Source organism: Mycolicibacterium aichiense (genome assembly GCF_010726245.1).
In the GTDB taxonomy this organism is placed as follows: domain Bacteria; phylum Actinomycetota; class Actinomycetes; order Mycobacteriales; family Mycobacteriaceae; genus Mycobacterium; species Mycobacterium aichiense.
Genome location: NZ_AP022561.1, coordinates 2,728,107 through 2,745,909 on the forward strand (window position 1 = coordinate 2,728,107; position 17,803 = coordinate 2,745,909).

General features: G+C 64.9%; 18 protein-coding genes. 7 read left to right on the forward strand and 11 right to left on the reverse strand.

Annotated features, from left to right (window positions below):
* Positions 1–77: 77 nt before the first annotated feature.
* Positions 78–863 (forward strand): DeoR/GlpR family DNA-binding transcription regulator, encoded by a 786-nt coding sequence (locus G6N32_RS13190; RefSeq protein ID WP_115319979.1) that lies wholly within the window; start codon positions 78–80, stop codon positions 861–863.
* A gap of 10 nt (positions 864–873) precedes the next feature.
* Here G6N32_RS13190 and G6N32_RS13195 read toward each other — a convergent pair whose 3' ends face one another.
* On the reverse strand, positions 874–1,710 hold the full coding sequence (locus G6N32_RS13195; RefSeq protein WP_115319980.1) for a class II fructose-bisphosphate aldolase: 837 nt from the start codon (positions 1,708–1,710) through the stop codon (positions 874–876).
* A 54-nt stretch (positions 1,711–1,764) separates the two neighbouring features.
* Positions 1,765–2,361 carry a PaaI family thioesterase gene (locus G6N32_RS13200; protein ID WP_410432736.1) on the reverse strand — a complete coding sequence of 199 codons (597 nt, stop codon included), beginning with the start codon at positions 2,359–2,361 and terminating at the stop codon, positions 1,765–1,767.
* 99 nt (positions 2,362–2,460) lie between these two features.
* Between G6N32_RS13200 and G6N32_RS13205 the strand changes: the two genes are divergently transcribed.
* On the forward strand, positions 2,461–3,123 hold the full coding sequence (locus G6N32_RS13205) for a PadR family transcriptional regulator (protein ID WP_115319982.1): 663 nt from the start codon (positions 2,461–2,463) through the stop codon (positions 3,121–3,123).
* On the opposite strand, the gene G6N32_RS13210 is transcribed toward G6N32_RS13205, so the two are convergent.
* The gene (locus G6N32_RS13210; RefSeq protein WP_410432738.1) at positions 3,120–4,826 is read right to left on the reverse strand and encodes a 3-ketosteroid-delta-1-dehydrogenase; all 1,707 of its coding nucleotides are present in this window, start codon (positions 4,824–4,826) and stop codon (positions 3,120–3,122) included. The two genes, G6N32_RS13205 and G6N32_RS13210, sit on opposite strands and share 4 nt — an antisense overlap.
* 135 nt (positions 4,827–4,961) lie before the next feature.
* On the opposite strand from G6N32_RS13210, the gene G6N32_RS13215 reads away from it, so the two are divergent.
* A complete protein-coding gene (locus G6N32_RS13215; RefSeq protein ID WP_115321141.1) occupies positions 4,962–6,107 on the forward strand; it encodes a 3-ketosteroid-9-alpha-monooxygenase, oxygenase component in 1,146 nt (381 codons plus the stop codon).
* Positions 6,107–6,385 (forward strand): ferredoxin, encoded by a 279-nt coding sequence (locus G6N32_RS28825; RefSeq protein WP_115321142.1) that lies wholly within the window; start codon positions 6,107–6,109, stop codon positions 6,383–6,385. The genes G6N32_RS13215 and G6N32_RS28825 overlap by 1 nt, the downstream gene beginning before the upstream one ends.
* Positions 6,386–6,402: 17 nt before the next feature.
* On the opposite strand, the gene G6N32_RS13220 is transcribed toward G6N32_RS28825, so the two are convergent.
* Entirely contained in the window at positions 6,403–7,017 is a 615-nt protein-coding gene (locus tag G6N32_RS13220) for a TetR/AcrR family transcriptional regulator (protein ID WP_232077624.1), read from the reverse strand.
* 199 nt (positions 7,018–7,216) lie between these two features.
* Here G6N32_RS13220 and G6N32_RS13225 point away from each other — a divergent pair, with 199 nt between their 5' ends.
* Positions 7,217–8,149 carry a hypothetical protein gene (locus G6N32_RS13225; protein WP_232077625.1) on the forward strand — a complete coding sequence of 311 codons (933 nt, stop codon included), beginning with the start codon at positions 7,217–7,219 and terminating at the stop codon, positions 8,147–8,149.
* Positions 8,150–8,168: 19 nt separating this feature from the next.
* Here G6N32_RS13225 and G6N32_RS13230 read toward each other — a convergent pair whose 3' ends face one another.
* The 7 genes from G6N32_RS13230 to G6N32_RS13260 all read right to left on the reverse strand — a co-directional run bounded on the left by G6N32_RS13230 (position 8,169) and on the right by G6N32_RS13260 (position 14,884).
* Positions 8,169–8,621 (reverse strand): nuclear transport factor 2 family protein, encoded by a 453-nt coding sequence (locus G6N32_RS13230; RefSeq protein WP_172507290.1) that lies wholly within the window; start codon positions 8,619–8,621, stop codon positions 8,169–8,171.
* Positions 8,622–8,628: 7 nt separating this feature from the next.
* The gene (locus G6N32_RS13235) at positions 8,629–9,705 is read right to left on the reverse strand and encodes a hypothetical protein (protein ID WP_115321147.1); all 1,077 of its coding nucleotides are present in this window, start codon (positions 9,703–9,705) and stop codon (positions 8,629–8,631) included.
* Positions 9,706–9,716: 11 nt separating this feature from the next.
* Entirely contained in the window at positions 9,717–10,667 is a 951-nt protein-coding gene (locus G6N32_RS13240; protein WP_115321146.1) for an alpha/beta hydrolase, read from the reverse strand.
* A 64-nt stretch (positions 10,668–10,731) separates the two neighbouring features.
* The gene (locus tag G6N32_RS13245) at positions 10,732–11,595 is read right to left on the reverse strand and encodes an SDR family NAD(P)-dependent oxidoreductase (protein ID WP_115319983.1); all 864 of its coding nucleotides are present in this window, start codon (positions 11,593–11,595) and stop codon (positions 10,732–10,734) included.
* Positions 11,592–12,077: a polyketide cyclase gene (locus G6N32_RS13250; RefSeq protein WP_115319984.1), complete on the reverse strand. Its 486-nt coding sequence runs from the start codon at positions 12,075–12,077 to the stop codon at positions 11,592–11,594. The genes G6N32_RS13245 and G6N32_RS13250 overlap by 4 nt, the downstream gene beginning before the upstream one ends.
* 75 nt (positions 12,078–12,152) lie before the next feature.
* Positions 12,153–13,721 carry an acyl-CoA synthetase gene (locus G6N32_RS13255; protein ID WP_115319985.1) on the reverse strand — a complete coding sequence of 523 codons (1,569 nt, stop codon included), beginning with the start codon at positions 13,719–13,721 and terminating at the stop codon, positions 12,153–12,155.
* A complete protein-coding gene (locus G6N32_RS13260; protein WP_115319986.1) occupies positions 13,718–14,884 on the reverse strand; it encodes an acyl-CoA dehydrogenase family protein in 1,167 nt (388 codons plus the stop codon). Before G6N32_RS13260 ends, G6N32_RS13255 begins: the two co-directional genes overlap by 4 nt.
* A 101-nt stretch (positions 14,885–14,985) precedes the next feature.
* On the opposite strand from G6N32_RS13260, the gene G6N32_RS13265 reads away from it, so the two are divergent.
* Positions 14,986–16,908, forward strand: coding sequence for a flavin-containing monooxygenase (locus tag G6N32_RS13265; RefSeq protein WP_115319987.1), 1,923 nt, complete (start codon positions 14,986–14,988; stop codon positions 16,906–16,908).
* Entirely contained in the window at positions 16,905–17,792 is an 888-nt protein-coding gene (locus G6N32_RS13270; protein ID WP_115319988.1) for an SDR family NAD(P)-dependent oxidoreductase, read from the forward strand. Before G6N32_RS13265 ends, G6N32_RS13270 begins: the two co-directional genes overlap by 4 nt.
* Positions 17,793–17,803 lie beyond the last annotated feature (11 nt).

The following is a 17,803-nucleotide window of genomic DNA, read 5'->3' on the forward strand; positions in this document are numbered from 1 at the left end:
CGCAATCACGTCAAGTGATCAGTAAAACTGATCGTTTGGCTGACTCGACCGGCCTGCGCAGCGGAGGAGGCACCGCCATGTCGACCAGACGCACCGATCGGATGCGTGAGGTGCTCTCGCTGCTGCGGGCCCGGGGCGAAGTCGACTCGCAGGCGCTTCGCGACGAGTTGCGGGTATCGGCGGCGACGCTGCGCCGCGACCTCAGCGAGCTCGAGGACCAGGGACTGCTGGTCCGAACGCATGGCGGGGCAAGGGCTCTGGACCCGAGCGGCAGTGAGATTCCGGTCCGGCTGCGTGATCACCGGATGATCGCGATCAAACGGCGGATCGCCCAGCACGCCGCCGCGCTGGTGCCTGCCGGACCTCAGGCGGTGGCGTTGACCGGCGGCGTCACCACAAGTGAAGTCGCGCGATCGCTCAAGGGGCGTCCGCAGATGACGATCGTGACGAACTCCCTGACCATCGCCGCCGAGTGCGCCGTCGACGCGCACATGAAGGTGATCGTCACCGGCGGTCTGGTGCGGGCGAACTCGTTGGAGGCGGTGGGGCCGATGTCTGAGCACGCGTTTCAGGTGATCAATGTCGGCACTGCGGTCCTCGGGGCGGACGGGATGTCAGCGGAGGTCGGGCCGACTACCTTCGACGAGGCGGAAGCCCGCACCGCGATGGCCATGGCCGCCAACGCCCAACAGGTGATCGTCGCCGTCGACGGCTCCAAGATCGGCAAGGTCACTCTCGCAAAGATGGTGACACTCAACGAGATCGATCACCTCGTGACCGATTCGACCGCCGATCCCGCGCAGCTGGAACGAATCGGTGCCTCAGGGGTCCACGTCCATGTGGTCGAGGTGGGTGACGCCTGAGTCCGTGCGGCTATCCGTCGATGGTCGTGATCAGCGCGGCCACCGCCACGGCGATCGCCTCGCGTGCGGGCGCGAGATAGCGGCGCGGATCGTTGACGTTCGGGTCGGCGGCCAGATAGTCGCGCACCGCGGCCGTGAACCGGACGTTGAGCAGCGTGCCCACATTGATCTTGGTGATTCCCGCCTCGACGGCCCTGCGGAGTTCGCTGTCGGCGACGCCTGAAGATCCATGCAGCACAAGGGGAACCGGCACTGCGGCTCGGATCCGTCTGATGAGCTCGAAATCCAGGGCCGCGCTGCGCTGCGCCATCGCATGGGAGCTTCCCACCGCGACGGCCAAGGCATCGACGCCGGTGGCCGCGACGAATTCGGCCGCTTCGCCGGGATCGGTGCGCACGCCCGGCGCGTGTGCACCGTCCTTTCCACCGACCTCGCCGAGCTCGGCTTCGAGGAAAAGGCTCTCTCGATGTGCCCACTGCGCAGCGGATTTCGTGGCGGCGACGTTCGCGGAATACTCCAGAGCCGATGCGTCGAACATCACCGACGAGGCACCCGTACCGGCGCAGGCATGCAGAAGGCGCTCGTCCTCGACGTGGTCGAGATGAACCGCAACGTCGACGGTGGCCGCGTCCGCGACGGCGGCGGCCGCGGCGGCGATCGGCGCAAGCCTGCCGTGGTGGAACTTGACGGCGTTCTCACTGAGTTGCAGGATCACCGGCCTGCCAACATGTTCGGCACCGGTGACGATGGCCTCGGCGTGTTCGAGCGTGATGACGTTGCAGGCGAGCACTCCGGTACCCGCGCGGTATGCGGTGGCGATGAGATCGGCGGTTCGAGCGAGCGGCATCTGCCTGTCCTATCAGCGTGCTGCCGTGGTGTCCAGCAGCGGCTGCCGAACCGGTCAGGTCGTGCGCGGGTGGATGAACACCCCTTCCGCACGCACCGTGACTCCGTCGGAGGTCGACAGGTGGCCGACCGAAAAGGTCTTCACACCCGCGATCCGGTCGACGTGAGCCTCCGCGCGCACAGGTCCCAGCCGGGTGCCCGACTCGTAGCGCAGCGTGAGTGTTCCGGTGAAGGCCGGTCTGCCGGGTTTGTGCGCGGTTGCCCCGAGCACGTGATCGAGCAGCAAGGCGCAGATGCCGCCGTGCACGTGCCCGGGTGGTCCTTCGTAGGCCGCCCCCAGCGTCACCTCTGCCCACACGCTGCCATCGGATTCCCGGTGTACCACGAGCGGCGGCGCCAACGCGTTGCGCAGTCCGATGACCGCGTTGCCCCACGCCCGTGGGCTCCCGGACGGGTCCAGTTGGACGCCGAACGATCCCGGAATCATGCTGCTGCCGAGTTCGTCCGCCGCGGCGTCGATCTTGGCCTTCGCCGACGCGATGCCGTCGAGATCAGCTTGGCTGCGGATGGTTACATCGACGAGCCGGCGCACGGAGTTCGTCAGCGACGCATACAGCGCCTGTACCGCGTCATCGTCGTGCGGTGCGGACATCCCGATCATCTTTCGGCCGGCGGGGGCGCTGCGCAATGCGGCATCCCGGCCAGCGGTCGGGATGGGCAAACCTGTGACCTGGGTTGATACCCTGAGCGGATGACCGAACCCGAGTCTGGCGCCATGCCGTCGCTGTCCGCGACCGGCTGGGCATTGCTCGGGATGCTGTCGTACGAGACGGAACTGTCGGGTTACGACATCCGGAAATGGATCGACTGGAGCATGCGCTACTACTACGGCAGCCCGGCGTTCAGCCAGATCTATTCGGAGCTCAAGAAGCTCGAGAAGATGGGCTTGCTCACCTCGCGGGCGGACGGCGCAGGTACCCGCAACCGTCGTCTCTACAGGATCACCCCGCGCGGGATGGACGCGGTGACCCGCTGGGCCAGGGAGTCTCCGGTCGAGCCGCCGACACTGAAGCATCCGGCGATCCTGAGGGTGACGTTGGGGCACCTGAGCGATCCGGCGTCGCTCAAACAGATGCTGCAGGAGCACATCGCCTACATCGACAGGATGCAGCGTGACGCCGCCAAGGAAGCGCGATGGGCCGCCGCGGATCCCTCCTGGGCGTACGCCAAGATCGCACTGGACTGGGCCGACCGGTACTACGCATCCGAACGGGAACTCACCATGCAACTCATGAAGGATCTCGACGAGGCAGAGGCGAACTTTCCGAAAGTCGGTGAGGGCGGCAAGATTCCGTGGCCCGATCCGTCCTACTGGTACGAGATCGAGCGGAAAGCCGACGCCGAGGACGCCTAGGTCCTCTTCGCGGCGTCGAGTGCGGCGATGTAGCCGTACACCAGCCCCTGCGCGATGGTCGCGCCGGCGCCGGGATAGGTGTCCCCGAATGCGTTGGCCGCGGTGTTGCCGATCGCGTACAGCCCGTCGATGACGGTGCCGTCCTCGCGAAGCACCCGGGCCCGCTCGTCGGCACGCAACCCGCCGCAGGTACCCAGGTCGCTGAGCACCATCTTCACCGCGTAGAACGGTCCCTTGATCAACGGCCGCAGGTTGGGGTTGGGCGTGATCGTCGGATCACCGTAATACCGGTCATAGGCGCTTCGGCCCCGACCGAACTCGGGGTCCTCACCGGCGAACGCATCTTCGTTGAAGCGGTCAACCGTCGCGCCGAAGCTGTCTGCGGGAACGCCCATCTGGTGCGCCAGCGCGGCGAAGTCGTCTGCTCGCACGGCGATTCCGGCGTCGTACCAGGCGCGGGGGATGGCCATCCGCGGAAACAGCTCGGCGGCAAAGACATAGCTGTTGCGGTACTGCTGGTCGAAGACGATCCACATGCTCTCCACCGGCGTTCCAGCGGATTCCAGCTGCAGGATGCGCTGGCCGAAGCTCATGTAATCGGCTGACTCGTTGGCGAACCGGCGGCCGTTCTGGTCGACGATGAACGAGCCGGGCAGCGACCGCTCGGCCAGCATCACCGCCGGCGCCCCGCCGGGCAACGGCGCCACCGCGGGGAACCACCACGCTTGATCCATCAATGCGATGTCTGCGCCGATGTCTTGGCCGATGCGGATCGCATCACCGGTGTTGGTGTCCGCGCCGAGGCTCGCATTGCTTCCCAGCGCCTCGGACTGGAACTTGCGCCGCATGTCCATCCGATGGTCGAAGCCGCCGGCGGCGAGCACCACACCGCGTCGCGCCGTGACAGTGACGGCCGTGCCGGCGTGCTCGACGATCGCACCGGTGACCCGGCCACCGTCGACGAGGAGTTCGGCAAGGGTGGTGTTGAGCCAGATCGGGATCTCGGCACGGATGGCGCCGGCAAACAGCCCGGCGGCCAGTGCCTGACCCCCGGCGGCGTAGCGCCTGCCGAGCGCCAGACCGCCCAGCCCCTGGGCCAATCGTTTGACGATGGTGGGCAACCCTTTTCGGGGCACTCGGCTCACAAGATTCATCCAGCGGTAATCCGCACCGGTGGTCGGCATCGGAATGCCGGACTCCATGATGCCGGGGCGAAGGTCCGGGAGGTACTCGCCGAGGATCGCGGTGTCGAGCGGGCGGCATTCGCAGGTCCGCCCGGCAGCGGATCCGCCGGGCGCCTCCGGGTGATAGTCGGAGTATTCCTTGGCCCAGAACAACTTCATCGGAGTCGTGCGGCGCAACATGTCGACCGTCGCCGGGAGATGGTCGACATACGCCGCTGAACGCTCCCGGGGTGCCGAGCCTGCGACGACGGAATCAAGATAGGTCTGTGCTCGGGCCGCGGTGTCCACGCCGCCGCATTCCGCGATCACTGGGCTGGCGGGCAGCCACAACGCACCGCCGGACCGCGCGGTGGAGCCACCGACGTGCGACGACTTCTCCACGACGAGAACAGACAACCCCCGCTCCCGGGCGGTCAAAGCGGCCGCGAGCCCGGTACCGGAACCGACGACGAGGAGATCCACTTCGGCATCGGCGACGGTCAGGCCGGCGGGAATGGTGTTGTGGCTGGTGGAGATCACAATTGTCGACGATAGGTCTGCGACCGGAGAATCTGAATCCCGCCTCCCTTTGAGCGGAACGCGCCCCTTCGCACGGCGTTTCTGCGAGGTTGAATGGTGACATCAGCCCGCGGATCCATGAAGGACGGACGCAAGATGACGCATGCCGAGGCCGACGAAATTCGCGTGATCGAGGCCGGATCGGTCCCCACCCGCTTTGCCCGGGGATGGCACTGCCTGGGTCTGATCCGGGATTTCGCCGATGGCAAGCCGCACCAGATCAACGCGTTCGGCCAGAAGCTCGTGGTGTTCTGCAGCCAGGACGGCGCCATCAACGTGCTCGACGGCTATTGCCGGCACATGGGTGGTGATCTGTCCCAGGGAACGGTGAAGGGCAACGAGATCGCCTGCCCCTTCCACGACTGGCGCTGGGGAGGCGACGGCCGGTGCAAGTCGGTGCCCTACAGCAAGCGCACGCCCCGGCTGGCGCGCACGGCCTCATGGCCCACCTTGCAGCAGGACGGCATGCTGTTCGTCTGGAATGACCCGGAGCGCAAAGCGCCGCCGGCAGATGTGACGATTCCCCGCATCGAGGGCGCCGGTAGCGACGACTGGACCGACTGGCATTGGTACACCACCGTGGTGAACACGAACTGCCGGGAGATCATCGACAACGTCGTGGACATGGCGCACTTCTTCTACATCCACGGATCGCTGCCCACCCATTTCAAGAACATCTTCGAAGGCCACGTCGCAACGCAGTACATGAACAGTGGCGGCCGGCCCGATATCGGCGAGCCCGGTGAAACCCAGATGTTGGGAACGACATCGGTCGCGTCCTACCACGGGCCGTCATTCATGATCGACGATCTGACCTATCACTACACCGATGTCGACCACCATACGGTTCTGATCAACTGCCACTATCCGATCGACGCGAATTCCTTTGTCCTGCAATACGGGATCATCGTCAAGAAGTCGCCCGAGCTGCCCGACGACCTGGCCATGCAGACGGCGATCGGTCTCGGCGACTTCGTGAAGATGGGCTTCGAGCAAGATGTCGAGATCTGGCGTAACAAGACCCGGATCGACAACCCCTTGCTGGTGGAAGAAGACGGGCCGGTGTACCAGCTGCGGCGGTGGTACGAGCAGTTCTATGTCGACGTCGCCGACGTCACGCCGGATATGGTGGACCGCTTCGAGTTCGAGCTCGACACCACTCAACCCACCGCGGCGTGGATGAAGGAAGTGGAGGCCAACCTGGCCACCCAAAAGGCGGCATCCGGGTCAGTGGGGGGATGATGACGGTCCGCCCAGACATTCGGCTCGCTGACTCGCCGATGGTCCCGGTGACGTGTGAGCGTTGCGCCGCCGGTGTTGAGGTCCGAAAGAGTAGTTGGAATCAGACCAGTGTGCAGTGGACCGCGTCGGCTTTGAGTCGTTGCGAAGAGCGCTGCAGCGCATCGCAATTGGCGGAGAACGGCAGGGGCGGTCTCTTCCTGGCGTGCTCGGCCCTCAATCGTTCGATCGTCGATGCGGTGAAGGCGGGCACGGTTCCCGTTCTCGACACCGCCCTCTGATCGACGACTGACACGGTTTAAGGCTGACGCTGTTTCGCGTCGAGCGACCCAATGATCATCTGGATCGCGATTCGCAGCGCGGATTGCAGGCGGGCGAAATCACCATCGTCGACCCAGTGCACGTAAGCATGCCTGCATGCCTGAATTATCAACTGTGCAGGCAACTCTCGCGAGAAGGAGTCGGTGCCGAGGTCGAACCGGTTGTCGAGGAACTCGGTGATCGGCATGGCGAGGTCTTGGCCCCAATCCAGCCAACGCAGTCGATACTGCTGGTCGCTGAGCACCAAGGCCATAAACGCACGGTCGACGTCGAATTGACCGCGCTTGGGGATTTCGCTGCCGAAGGCACGAACCAATACGTCGACGGGGTCGCTGCCTGATTCCGCGCCGGCCAGCACGTGAATGCTCAGGCTGCCGAACTTGCCGAAGAGCGGCAGGATGACGTCTTCCTTGACAGGGAAGTGGCGGTGAAACGTCCGAGGCGCGATGCCGACGACCTCACAGATCCGCTCCACGGTCGCCGAAAAGGATCCGTCGGCAAGGAAGATGTCCCGGGCCGCCACGGCGACTTCGAGGCGCAACTCCTCGGCGCGCCGCTCGGTGAGTGTGGCCGGCTTAGCTGTCACCGCCATGCTGTCACCCCCTTCTCTGACCAGCTGATTCATCGTAATCGCCGCGGTCTTGGCCGCTTGCTTCACGCGCCGCAGGTCTCCCGCTGACCGGGAATCCCGCAGTGACGCGAGTGACCCGAGCTTTATCGTCCTTGTCAGATTCTGCCACAGAGGCCGAATCTGACTACCACCCAGAGTCGAGTGCTCCCAGGAGGATCCAGTGTCAACGGCTACCGCAGAACCCGACACCACCGCCGATGATCTGAACTACGACGACTACACCCACGACTTCATGGGCAAAGTCGGCAACATCGGCGACTTCTCTCGCGAGTTCCTCGTCGGATTGGCCCGTGTCTTCGAAGACGTCTTGAACTTCATGCCGTACGCGCACGTGAAGATCTACTCGGAGAAGGTCGGTATCAACGCGGCCATGGACGTCGCTGCCGAGGTGTCCAGAGCCGGGATGCGACAGGTCATGCCGATGGCCCGGTTCATCGCCCCTCCGGGTTGGGATTGGAAAGACGCTCAGTACCAGGCTATTCCGTTCGACGTGCAGACCGAGGACCTGACCAAGCCGGCCTTGATCCGGCTGATCAAGACGTATTGGGACCAGTACCTCAAGGGGCACAACTACTTCATCGACCAGTGGACCAAGATCATCCCCGAAGAAGAAGTCTGGTTGGGCCTGCCGGACATGTACCAGCTGATCATCGACTACCAGTACCCGAAGCTGGCGAAGGTCTTCAAGATCGAGCCCATCCACGTCGTGGACTTCCTCAAGTTGGCGGTCCTGAGTATCGACGGCACCCTCGGATACGGCGGCGAGTACATCGTCTACAACCCGGACCACGTGGTGCTGAACATGCGCCGCTGTGAGGTGCTGCAGAAGTACACCGACGAGGGCCTCTACCCGCCGGCGCGGGCATGGATGAACTGCACCTTCGAGCAGCGCATCTCTGCACCGTTCTTCCCGGGCTGCAAACTGGCGATCAACCTGCCGCCCAAGGATTTCACGTTCGCGCAGGGTGAGCCATTCTGTGTGTGGACCTACACCCGCGGTGAAGAAAATCATGCCGCAGCGGCGGCAGCGCCGGATCCGCGCGCGACTGCCATGCAGCGCATCCCGCTCATGGATGTGACGGTGTCGAAATGAGCTGACCGGAACGGGGAGTTCAACGCGGTTTCTCGTCGAACACCTCAAGGGTGCCGACGAAGCCGCGATTGACCTTCACCCGTTCGACCAGCTGCCATGATCCATCGGCCGTACGCCGCCAGGCGTCGCGGTAGTCGCCGAGGGTGTACATCCGCGTCGCTGGATCGTTGGTCGAGTCCAGGTGAACATCGCGGATGTAGGCCCGGCTGGTGGCCTCATCACCCGAAACATCGATCACGACATTGCCGAGCAGGTGCTGGGTGAGTCCGCAGTGGTCCAGGTAACCGCGGACGAGGCCGATGACCGCGGAGCGCCCAGTCACCCGCCCGGTGCCGAAATCGCCCTCGGCGTCGGCGGAAAGGATGCGCTCCATCGCCGCCCAGTCCCGTTCGTCCATTGCACGCGCGAAGAGAACCAATGCCCGTTCGATGGCACGTTCGTCGCGCAGCTGTGCCAGAAAAGCTGAATCCATCCGCTGATTATGCGAATTGGAATGCGCTGATGGGTGCTTCTTCTGGGTAGCTCGTTGGTCCGCCGAGGTCATAGGCGGAGTTGAGGGCCGCGATGAACTGCGGATCGTGCAACGGCTCGCTCGGCACATCGAGCGTGATGCCCTTGTCCTTGAGGTCGTCGACCATCATGCCGATCGCGCGTTCGATCGTGATGTCGTCGGTGCCGTCCATGTTCTTCTTGAGCTCGTCGAAGTCGGAGAACACCTCGGCCGACCAGTGGACGAGGAACCTCAGTTCATCGGTGTGGTGGCGGGCGATGACATCCTCACCGTTCTTCAGCAGCCATTGATCGCGGTCGGTGGGGTCCCCGGCGAAGACGGTGTCGAAGGCCAATCCGGCCGGAACCTGTTGATCCAGTGGGCCATTGGCCTCACCGCGGTGCACCATCATCTCGTTCTGCACGACAACTCCGCGGTTGTTGATCGGGGGCAGAACCCGCTGTGGGGCCTTCAGCGGGCCGTCCGGCCAGTAGGTGAACCCGGACCCCTCGTCGAGGGAGAACCACGTGATCACCTGGGCCATCTTGATCAGGTAATCGGTGAACAGGCCGGACTTGCCCATCACGCTGCACAGCCAGGTGGGGGCGTTCTCGTGCCGTACGCCGCGGAAGCTGGGGGAGTCGAGGTGGCCGGGATCGCGGTTGGCGCAGGGGCCGTTGATGTTGAACAGCATCATCTCCGGCTTGGCGTATTGCGCGTTCCAGTAGCTCTTGGCGTGCTCGATGAACTCGGCGTTGTAGAAGCAGTCGTGCAGTTCCGGATACAGCACAGTGCCGTAGTTGGCCAGATAGCCGCGGAAGGTCGGGGTGAGGAACAGGTCCAGTGAGGGTGTGAATCCCTCGGGGAATGCGCCACTCATGGTGGCCATCAGTTCGTCGGCGGACGCGAAATGCTGAGCAATGATGAGCTTCCACGGCCCCTCGGTGTGTACGACGTCGAGCAGTCGCCGCCGTTGGTCAGGGGTGTAGATATCGGTGAGCTCCCGCGGAGGGGCCACCGGACGCAGGATGTCGGACAGTTCCAGGCGCTGCTCATCAGTCAGCATGAGGATCTCCTTCACAAGGTGAGGCGTTCGATTGTGGTGGGTGTCGAGTTGGACGATCTGACGACCGTCCGTTGATCGGGAGATCCGCTTTCGGTGCCGAGATGGCGGAATTTCGCGTGTAACAGCGCCCCGATCTCCGCGATCGCCAGACGGCCCCGCGCGGTGGCATCAGAACGCATCAGGAAGCCGTGATACATGCCCGGGTAGCGCGTGAGCGTCGTCTGCACGCCGGCATCACGCAGCCGGCACGCGTACCGTTCGCCCCAGTCCCGGATCGGATCGCACTCTCCGGTGACCACGATGGCTGCCGGCAGATCGCGCAGATCCTGTGCATAGGCCGGGATTTGATAGGGATCCCGCGCCACCCCAGACCCCTGATCGACCAACTCGTGCATATAGAGGATGTCGTCGTGGCGCAGCATCGGCGCATCCGGCATCGAGGTGATCGACGTCGTGCCCATGTCTCTGTCCAGGCCCGGGTAGAGCAGCACTTGAGCGGCGATGTCGGGTCCGCCGTGATCCCGCGCCGCCAATGCGACAGCGGCAGCCAGCGATCCGCCCGCGCTGTCGCCGACCACCGCGAGCCGGCCCGCGTCGACACCAAGCGAATCGGCCTGCGTCGCAACCCATTCAGTAGCAGCGTAGGCGTCGTCGAACTGGGCCGGTGGCGCCGCCTCCGGCGCCAGTCGGTAGTCGACCGATACCACCGCGGCGTCGCTGGCGTGGGCCAGCGCACGCGCCAGGGGTTCGAACGAGTGATTGCTTCCCATCACCAGCCCACCGCCGTGCAGGTAGACAAGCACAGGCGCGGACTGTTCGGTGGTGGGCCGGTAGATTCGCAGCGGGATCGGTCCCGCCGGGCCGGGAGCCGTCAGATCGTCGATGGCCGCCATCGGCGGCATATCGGGCAGCGGCGCGGATTCGAGGCCGGCCCGCACCGCGGCCAGGCCGCGGATGCGCATCGGCGGCAGCTCACCGAGAGAGGCGACGCGCGCTGCGGCGTCCGGATCGAGTTGGGGGAGCACGTCAGTTCTGCGCGGGGTCGAATCGGCGTTGGGTACGTAGCCGGGGTGTCTCCTGGTTGGTCAGGACGCGGGCCCGCTCGGCCATCGCCGACCCGACGTAGTCGGGCTGAGTGAGCAGATAGAACCGGCCTTCGGCGGCCTGTTCGAACACCACTTCGGCGGCCGCGATCGGATCCATGGCCTCGGCTTTGATGTCCAGCATGGCGGTTCGCTGGGCCTCGGCGGCACCGGCGTCACCGGAGTTCACGCCGCCTGCGGACTCAAAGATGTTGGATACCACCGCACCTGGCAGCACTGCCTGCACGTGCACATGGTGATCGTGCCCGGCGGACTGGACCTCGAGGTGCAGGCACTCGGTCAGCGCCAGCACGGCATGCTTACTCATGATGTAGGGCGCCTGCAGCGGAACGACTGCGACGCCGCCGATCGAGGACAGATTCCATACCCACGCGGGCGTGTCGGTGGCCATCATCCGGGGTAGGAACGCCCGAATACCGTGGAAAACCCCACTGATATTGATGTCGACGACGCGCTGCCAGTTGGCCACGGGGGTGTCCCACAGGTAGCCGAATTGTTCGACACCGGCGTTGTTCACCAGCAGGCGCACATCGCCGACATCGCGGTAGACGGTCTCGGCCAACTCTTCGACCGCGTTGGCGTCGCGCACGTCGCAGACCGCCTCGACCGCTGATCCGCCTGCCGCGGTGAGTTCCTCGCGCAGCGCCGCCACGGCTGCGGCATCGACGTCGGCCAGGACCACAGTCATGCCCAGGCGGCTGGCCTGACGAGCCAAGCCCGCACCGATTCCCGCACCGGCCCCGGTGATGACGGCGACCCCGCCGCCGAAGGTCTCGCGTGCGCTCACGCGAGGGTGCTGGCGGAGGTGGTGGCGGTGTACTGCGCGAGCGGCACGGAATCCTCGGCATCGAGAACCACTGTCATCGAGGTGAATACGAGGCCGGCGCTCGCGCGGCGGATGCCGGCGTCGACGACACCGCTCGAGACGGCGAACGGAACGTTGTTGGTGACCTGGTTGACGAAAAGATAGAACCGGACCGAGGTCACCTCACCGTCGACACCGGTGCGGAAGATGTTGGTCGCGTGGTGGCGGCACGGGTAGGGGTTCTCGTTGCGGTGCTCCATGAGCCACGCGCGGGTCTGCGCACCGCCGTGAAGGTCTGCCGCGAGGAGATGCTCGAACGGGCAGTTCCCGGAATCCGAACGGCTCAGGTAGTGCATCTCGTCGCCGATACGGGCGTCCACCTCGGTGAAATGGCCCTGGTCGTAGTGATACCAGAACCCCGCGATGAACTCCTGGACCTCGGACAAGGCGATCTCGTTGCTCATGCCGAGAAGTCAACCCCGGATGTGGCGCCAGTTACACCGCTGATGACCGTTGAGTGGAACACCTCATGGGGGTGGTCACGACGGCAGGCTGAACCGTTGCCGGAGATCGCGTTTGAGCAGCTTGCCGCTGGGGTTCTTCGGTAGCTCGCTGACGAAGAACACATGCTTGGGGGTCTTGAACCCGGCGAGGTGCGTCCGGCAGTGGGCGAGCACCTCGTCTTCGCTCAGATCCGCACCTTGGCGGAGAACCACCGCGGCGACCACCGCCTCCACCCAGACGGGATGCTCCAACCCGAACACCGCGGCCTCCTCGACGCCGGCGTGCAGATAGAGCACCTCTTCGACCTCCCGACTGGCCACGTTCTCGCCACCCGTTTTGATCATGTCCTTCTTGCGGTCCACCACGTGGAGCAATCCGGCGTCATCGTAGAAGCCGAGATCGCCTGAGTGGAACCAGCCGGCACGGAAGGCCTCTGCGGTCTTGCCGGGGTCGTCGAGATATCCGAGCATGAGATGCGGACTGCGATGCGCGATCTCGCCGATGGTTCCCGCCGGTACCGGCTCGTCGGACTCGTCGAGGATGGCGGTTTCCACATTGAGCACCGGCCGTCCCGCAGCGCCGGCGTGTGCCTCCTGTTCTTCCGGACCCAGCGCCGAGGCGAGTGGAGCGATCTCGGTCTGGCCGTAGAAGTTCCAGAGCTGCAGGTTGGGTAAGCGGTGCCGGATCTCGTGCAGGATCTCGGTCGGCATCGCCGACGCTCCGTAGTAACCCTTACGCAAGCTCGACAGATCTACCTGATCGAAAACGGGGCTCCGGAGCAGACTGATCCAGACGGTCGGGGGCGCGAAGTAGTTGGTCACCGCGTAGCGCTCGATGGTGCGCAGCACAGCCTCGGGATCGGGGCGGGGGAGGATGATGCTGGTTGCGCCGAGGTACACATCGGTCGCCAGGAAGTTGTCCAGTTGGGCACAGTGGTACAACGGCAGCGAATGGATCTCGACGTCGTCTACGGCCATAGAACCCGCGGTGATGGAACTGACGTACTGCCACATCAGAGTGCGACTGGAGTGCATGACACCTTTGGGTCGAGACTCGGTTCCGCTGGTGTACATGACCCGGAGCAGTTGGTCGTCGTCGACATCGGGGTTCGGTGGCGACGACGTTGTGGCCAGGCACTGCTCGAAGTCGACCCAGCCCGACGGAGCCGGCGATTCTGCTTCTGCGATGGCCATCTTCGTCGCAACGGAGGTGTCCGGGCTCATCGCGTCCTCGGCGACGGTAATCAGATCAGCCTCGACAATGAAACCCGTCGCGCGGCAATGCCTGAGAATGTAGGCGATCTCTTCGGCGGTGAGCATGAAGTTCACAGGCACGAGCACGACGGCCGCACGAGCCGTGGCGAAGGCGAGGACCGCGTATTGCCAACAATTGCGCGCCAGGAGCGCTACTCGGTCACCCGGCCCGAACCCGTTGTCGCTCAATGCCGCCGCAGCCCGGTCGACGAGATCGTCGAACTCCGAGAACGTCAACGTCACGTCGCCGTCGATGATTGCGACCTTGTCCGGATAGCGGCGCGCGGAGCGCCGCGGAATGTCGCCCAGGCCATGACCGCGTGCGGCGCGGATGGAATCCTCCAGGCTCACGCCGATTCCTTGGTCGGGTCCAGGGCGAGGTCGCGCCCGATGATCTCGCGCATGATCTCCGACGTTCCGCCGTACACCCTGGTGACGCGGGCATCGATGGCAGCCCGCGCGACGGGGTATTCCCGCATGTAGCCGTAGCCGCCGAACATCTGCTGACAGCTGTCGAGGACGCGGAACTCCATCTCGGTCGCCCACAATTTGGCCTTCGCCGCGTCGGCGGCAGTCAGCAGGCCCGCGTTCAATTGCATGACGCATCGGTCGATGAACGACTCGGCAACGGTGATCTCTGTTGCGGCGTCGGCCAATGTGAACCGGGTGTTCTGAAGGGCCCCAATGGGTTTGCCGAACGCGGTTCTCTCCCGCACGTAGTCGACGGTCCACTGCACCGCCGCGCGTGCCCGCCCCAGACTGCCTACTGCGATCTGCATACGCTCCTGGGCCAGGTTACGCATGAGGTACTCGAAGCCTCGGCCCACCTCACCGAGAACATTGGCTTTGGGCACCACCACGTCCATAAACGACAGCTCCGAGGTGTCTTGGCAATGCAGCCCGAGCTTGTCGAGGTTGCGTCCACGTTCGAAGCCCGGCATCCCACGCTCGATCACCATCAGCGTCAAACCCGTGTGGCGATCAGGGGAGGTGCGCACCGCGGCGATCACGAGGTCGGCGTTCTGCCCGTTCGTGATGAAGGTCTTGGCTCCATTGACGACGAAGTGATCACCGGCGTCGACACCAGTGGTACGGATACCGGCCACATCGGAACCGGCTCCCGGCTCCGTCATCCCGATAGCAGCGATCAGCTCGCCCCGGACAAAGCCGGGCAGCCACCGCTCGCGCTGTTCAGGGTTGCCGATATCGGCGAGATAGGGCAGGCAGATATCGTTGTGGACCGCGAAACTGAGCCCGACATTGCCCGCGTGGGCCTCCATGCACCGCTCGATCAGGATCTGGTTGTAGCGAAAGTCCTTGATTCCCAAGCCGCCAAACTGTTCGGGCGCAGCGAAGCCGAGCAGACCGATCGCGCCGGCCGCCGCGAACACGTCGCGCGGGGCGATCCCGGCGTCTTCCCAGCATTCGATGTGGGGAGCGATCTGCTTGGTGGCGAAATCACCCGCCAGCTCGCCGAAGGCCACGTGGTCGTCTTCGTAGTGCACGCGCTGCATAGCCAGAACTCTAGGCGGGAGAGCCACTGTCACCGCTGAGTCTCCCGCTGAGTAGACAACTGGACCGCCGGCGCCGCGTAGCTCTCCGATACTCGGCTGCCATGACCACTGGACAGTCTGCGATCGCCTCGAGCACCGATCTCGACATACGCACGCTGCGAGACCACTTGATGAAGGCAGACCCCGGCGTTCTGGTTGCGGTGCTCGCCCAGATGACCGGTGATGCATCGGTCGTGGACCGGTACGCCGGCAAGATCGACCACGTCCCGGACCCGCCGGAGCGAGCGGGAACCACCGATCCCGCCACCGCGGATGCGCTGGCCGACGAAATCATCGCCGCGCTCGGTCGGCCCCGGCCGGCCGGCGCGATCGCCGCGGACGATCGTGAGCTGTTCGCCGTCCTGTTGCCGATCGCGCTGGGCACCGACGTCGACGACGAACAGGTGGATCTGCTGCTCGAGCAGGGCGGCTTCCGCCCCTCTCAACCCACGCTGCCCCGCACCACGCCGATTCCCTCGACGACCACGATGGCGATCATCGGTGCCGGTATCGCCGGTATCGCGGTAGCACTGGCCGCGGCCGAAGAGGGCGTGCACTTCCAGATCTACGACCGCAACGACGAGGTCGGAGGCACGTGGCTGACCACGACATACCCGGGCATCGGCGTGGACACGCCGTCGGCGTACTACTCGCTGTCCCGGGAAGTGAACCCGGACTGGTCCAACTACTACCCGGAAGGTGCCGAATACCAGGAATACCTGGTGGCCCTGGCCGACAAACACGAACTGCGCCGCCACATCCGGTTCGGTACCGAAGTGGAAGCGCTGTGGTGGGACGAGCAACGCCAGCAGTGGCAGATCCACTCACGCGCCGCCGACGGTACGGTCAGCTTTGACTACGCCAGCGTTGTCGTCACCGCCGCCGGCTATCTGAATCGCCCACGGTTTCCTGACCTCAAGGGTCGAGACACGTTCGCCGGAACCAGCATTCACTCAGCGCTATGGGATCCCACCCTCGATCTCACCGGGAAGAGGGTGGCCGTCATCGGGGCGGGGTGCACTGCTGTGCAGATCGTCGACGCCTGTGTCGACGACGTCGAACACCTCACCGTGTTTCAACGGCAGCCGCACTGGGTGGCGCCCCGCAAGCGCCTCTCCGATGAGGTGCCCGAGCATCGGCGCTATCTGGGCCGGGTGCTGCCGTTCTACGCGATGTGGCACCGGCTCAAGTCGTACTGGGGCACAGCAGACAACAACTATCCGATCATCCTGCAGGATCCCGAGTGGTCGCAGACGCACCTGTCGATCTCCCCGGCCAACGACGTCTTGCTGCGGATGTGCTTGGACTATATCGACCGCATGTTCGGGGCCGGAACGGAATTGGCGCGCAAGGTCACCCCGGACTTCGCACCCTATGGCAAACGCATCATTCGCGACCCCGGTGGCTACTACGCCGCCTTGACTCGCGAGCATGTCGATGTCGAGGCGAGTGAACCCGCCGAGGTGAACTCCGACGGAATCGTGACTGCGGACGGCCGCCAGATCGACCTCGACGTCATCGTCTATGCCACCGGCTACCATCTCGACTTCTTGTCCACCGTCGACATCCGCGGCCGTGGCGGCAAGACGTTGTCGGGGGAGTGGGGGGACAGTCCCCGTGCCTACCGAGGCGGAACCGTTCCGGGATTCCCGAATCTGTTCATCACCTCGGCCCCCAACTACAGTCCCGGGCACGGAGCAGGCGCCAACTTCTCCATGGAAGTCCTCGCCCACTTCATCCTGGAGTGCCTGCAGCTCATGGCCTTACGCGGCGCGACGACGATCGAAGTGACCGAGCGCGCGTTCACCGAGTATGTCGCCGGCATCGACCAGGCGATGCAACGCACCGTGTGGTGCCACACCCCGAACGCCCACACGTACTACCGGTCGGAATCGGGTCGCGTGGTCGTCGCCACCCCGTATCGACTGGTCGACTTGTGGCAGCAGCACCGGGCTCCCGTCGAAGAGGACTTCGTCCTGCAATGAGTCAAATCCTGGCGGGCAAGACGGCATTGGTGACCGGAAGCAGTCGCGGGATCGGGCGGGCGATCGCCCAGCGACTTGCCGCCGAGGGCGCCACCGTCGCGGTCACCGCCCGCGCCTACACACCGTCGCCCTCGATGCGTTCCGGCAACACCGAGGCTCTGCCCGGCACCATCGAGGAGACAATCGCACTCATCGTGCAGGCGGGCGGGAAGGCTTTCGGTCTCGCCGCCGACCTGGAAGACGCGGCAGCGCGCGCCGGCCTGGTTGATGCGGTGGTGAACCACACCGGCCGGATCGACATCGTGGTCAACAACGCGGGTTTCGCCGACTACTCAGTGGTCGAGAGCATGTCTCTGGAGACGTTCGACCGCACCGTCGAGCACTACCTCACAACACCGTTCGTCTTGACGAAAGCCGCAGTGCCCCATATGCGCCGGCAGGGTGCGGGCTGGATCGTCAACATCGGATCGGTAACCGGGGTGCCACCGGTTCGGCCGTATCGCGACTACAACAAGACCGCGGGCGACGTGATCTACGCGTCCTGCAAGGCCGCGTTGCACCGGTTCACCCAAGGAGTCGCGGCCGAGTTGCTCGACGCCAATATCGCGGTGAACTGTGTTGGCCCGTCCACGGCGGTGCGCACTCCCGGTGCGGCGTCGCTGATTCCGGACAGTTTCCCCACCGAACCGGTCGAATACCTGGCCGAGACCGTCTTGGCGATGTGCCACCTACCTGCCGAGCAGCGCACGGGTCTGGTGGCATTCAGCTTGCACTACCCGTGGTCGCAAGATCTTCCGGTGCATTCGCTGGACGGGCTCACCACGTTGCCGCCGCTGGAGCCACCGGCAATAGCGAACCCGAATATCCTGCCCGCCGGGCTCTGAATGGCTGCCGC

Excerpts from the sequence above, each read along its gene's own strand:
- G6N32_RS13190 (WP_115319979.1), top strand. The coding sequence starts at position 78 with ATGTCGACCAGACGCACCGATCGGATGCGTGAGGTGCTCTCGCTGCTG.
- G6N32_RS13195 (WP_115319980.1), bottom strand. The coding sequence starts at position 1,710 with ATGCCGCTCGCTCGAACCGCCGATCTCATCGCCACCGCATACCGCGCG.
- G6N32_RS13200 (WP_410432736.1), bottom strand. The coding sequence starts at position 2,361 with ATGTCCGCACCGCACGACGATGACGCGGTACAGGCGCTGTATGCGTCG.
- G6N32_RS13205 (WP_115319982.1), top strand. The coding sequence starts at position 2,461 with ATGACCGAACCCGAGTCTGGCGCCATGCCGTCGCTGTCCGCGACCGGC.
- G6N32_RS13215 (WP_115321141.1), top strand. The coding sequence starts at position 4,962 with ATGACGCATGCCGAGGCCGACGAAATTCGCGTGATCGAGGCCGGATCG.
- G6N32_RS28825 (WP_115321142.1), top strand. The coding sequence starts at position 6,107 with ATGACGGTCCGCCCAGACATTCGGCTCGCTGACTCGCCGATGGTCCCG.
- G6N32_RS13220 (WP_232077624.1), bottom strand. The coding sequence starts at position 7,017 with ATGGCGGTGACAGCTAAGCCGGCCACACTCACCGAGCGGCGCGCCGAG.
- G6N32_RS13230 (WP_172507290.1), bottom strand. The coding sequence starts at position 8,621 with ATGGATTCAGCTTTTCTGGCACAGCTGCGCGACGAACGTGCCATCGAA.
- G6N32_RS13235 (WP_115321147.1), bottom strand. The coding sequence starts at position 9,705 with ATGCTGACTGATGAGCAGCGCCTGGAACTGTCCGACATCCTGCGTCCG.
- G6N32_RS13240 (WP_115321146.1), bottom strand. The coding sequence starts at position 10,667 with ATGCGCATCCGCGGCCTGGCCGCGGTGCGGGCCGGCCTCGAATCCGCG.
- G6N32_RS13250 (WP_115319984.1), bottom strand. The coding sequence starts at position 12,077 with ATGAGCAACGAGATCGCCTTGTCCGAGGTCCAGGAGTTCATCGCGGGG.
- G6N32_RS13260 (WP_115319986.1), bottom strand. The coding sequence starts at position 14,884 with ATGCAGCGCGTGCACTACGAAGACGACCACGTGGCCTTCGGCGAGCTG.
- G6N32_RS13265 (WP_115319987.1), top strand. The coding sequence starts at position 14,986 with ATGACCACTGGACAGTCTGCGATCGCCTCGAGCACCGATCTCGACATA.
- G6N32_RS13270 (WP_115319988.1), top strand. The coding sequence starts at position 16,905 with ATGAGTCAAATCCTGGCGGGCAAGACGGCATTGGTGACCGGAAGCAGT.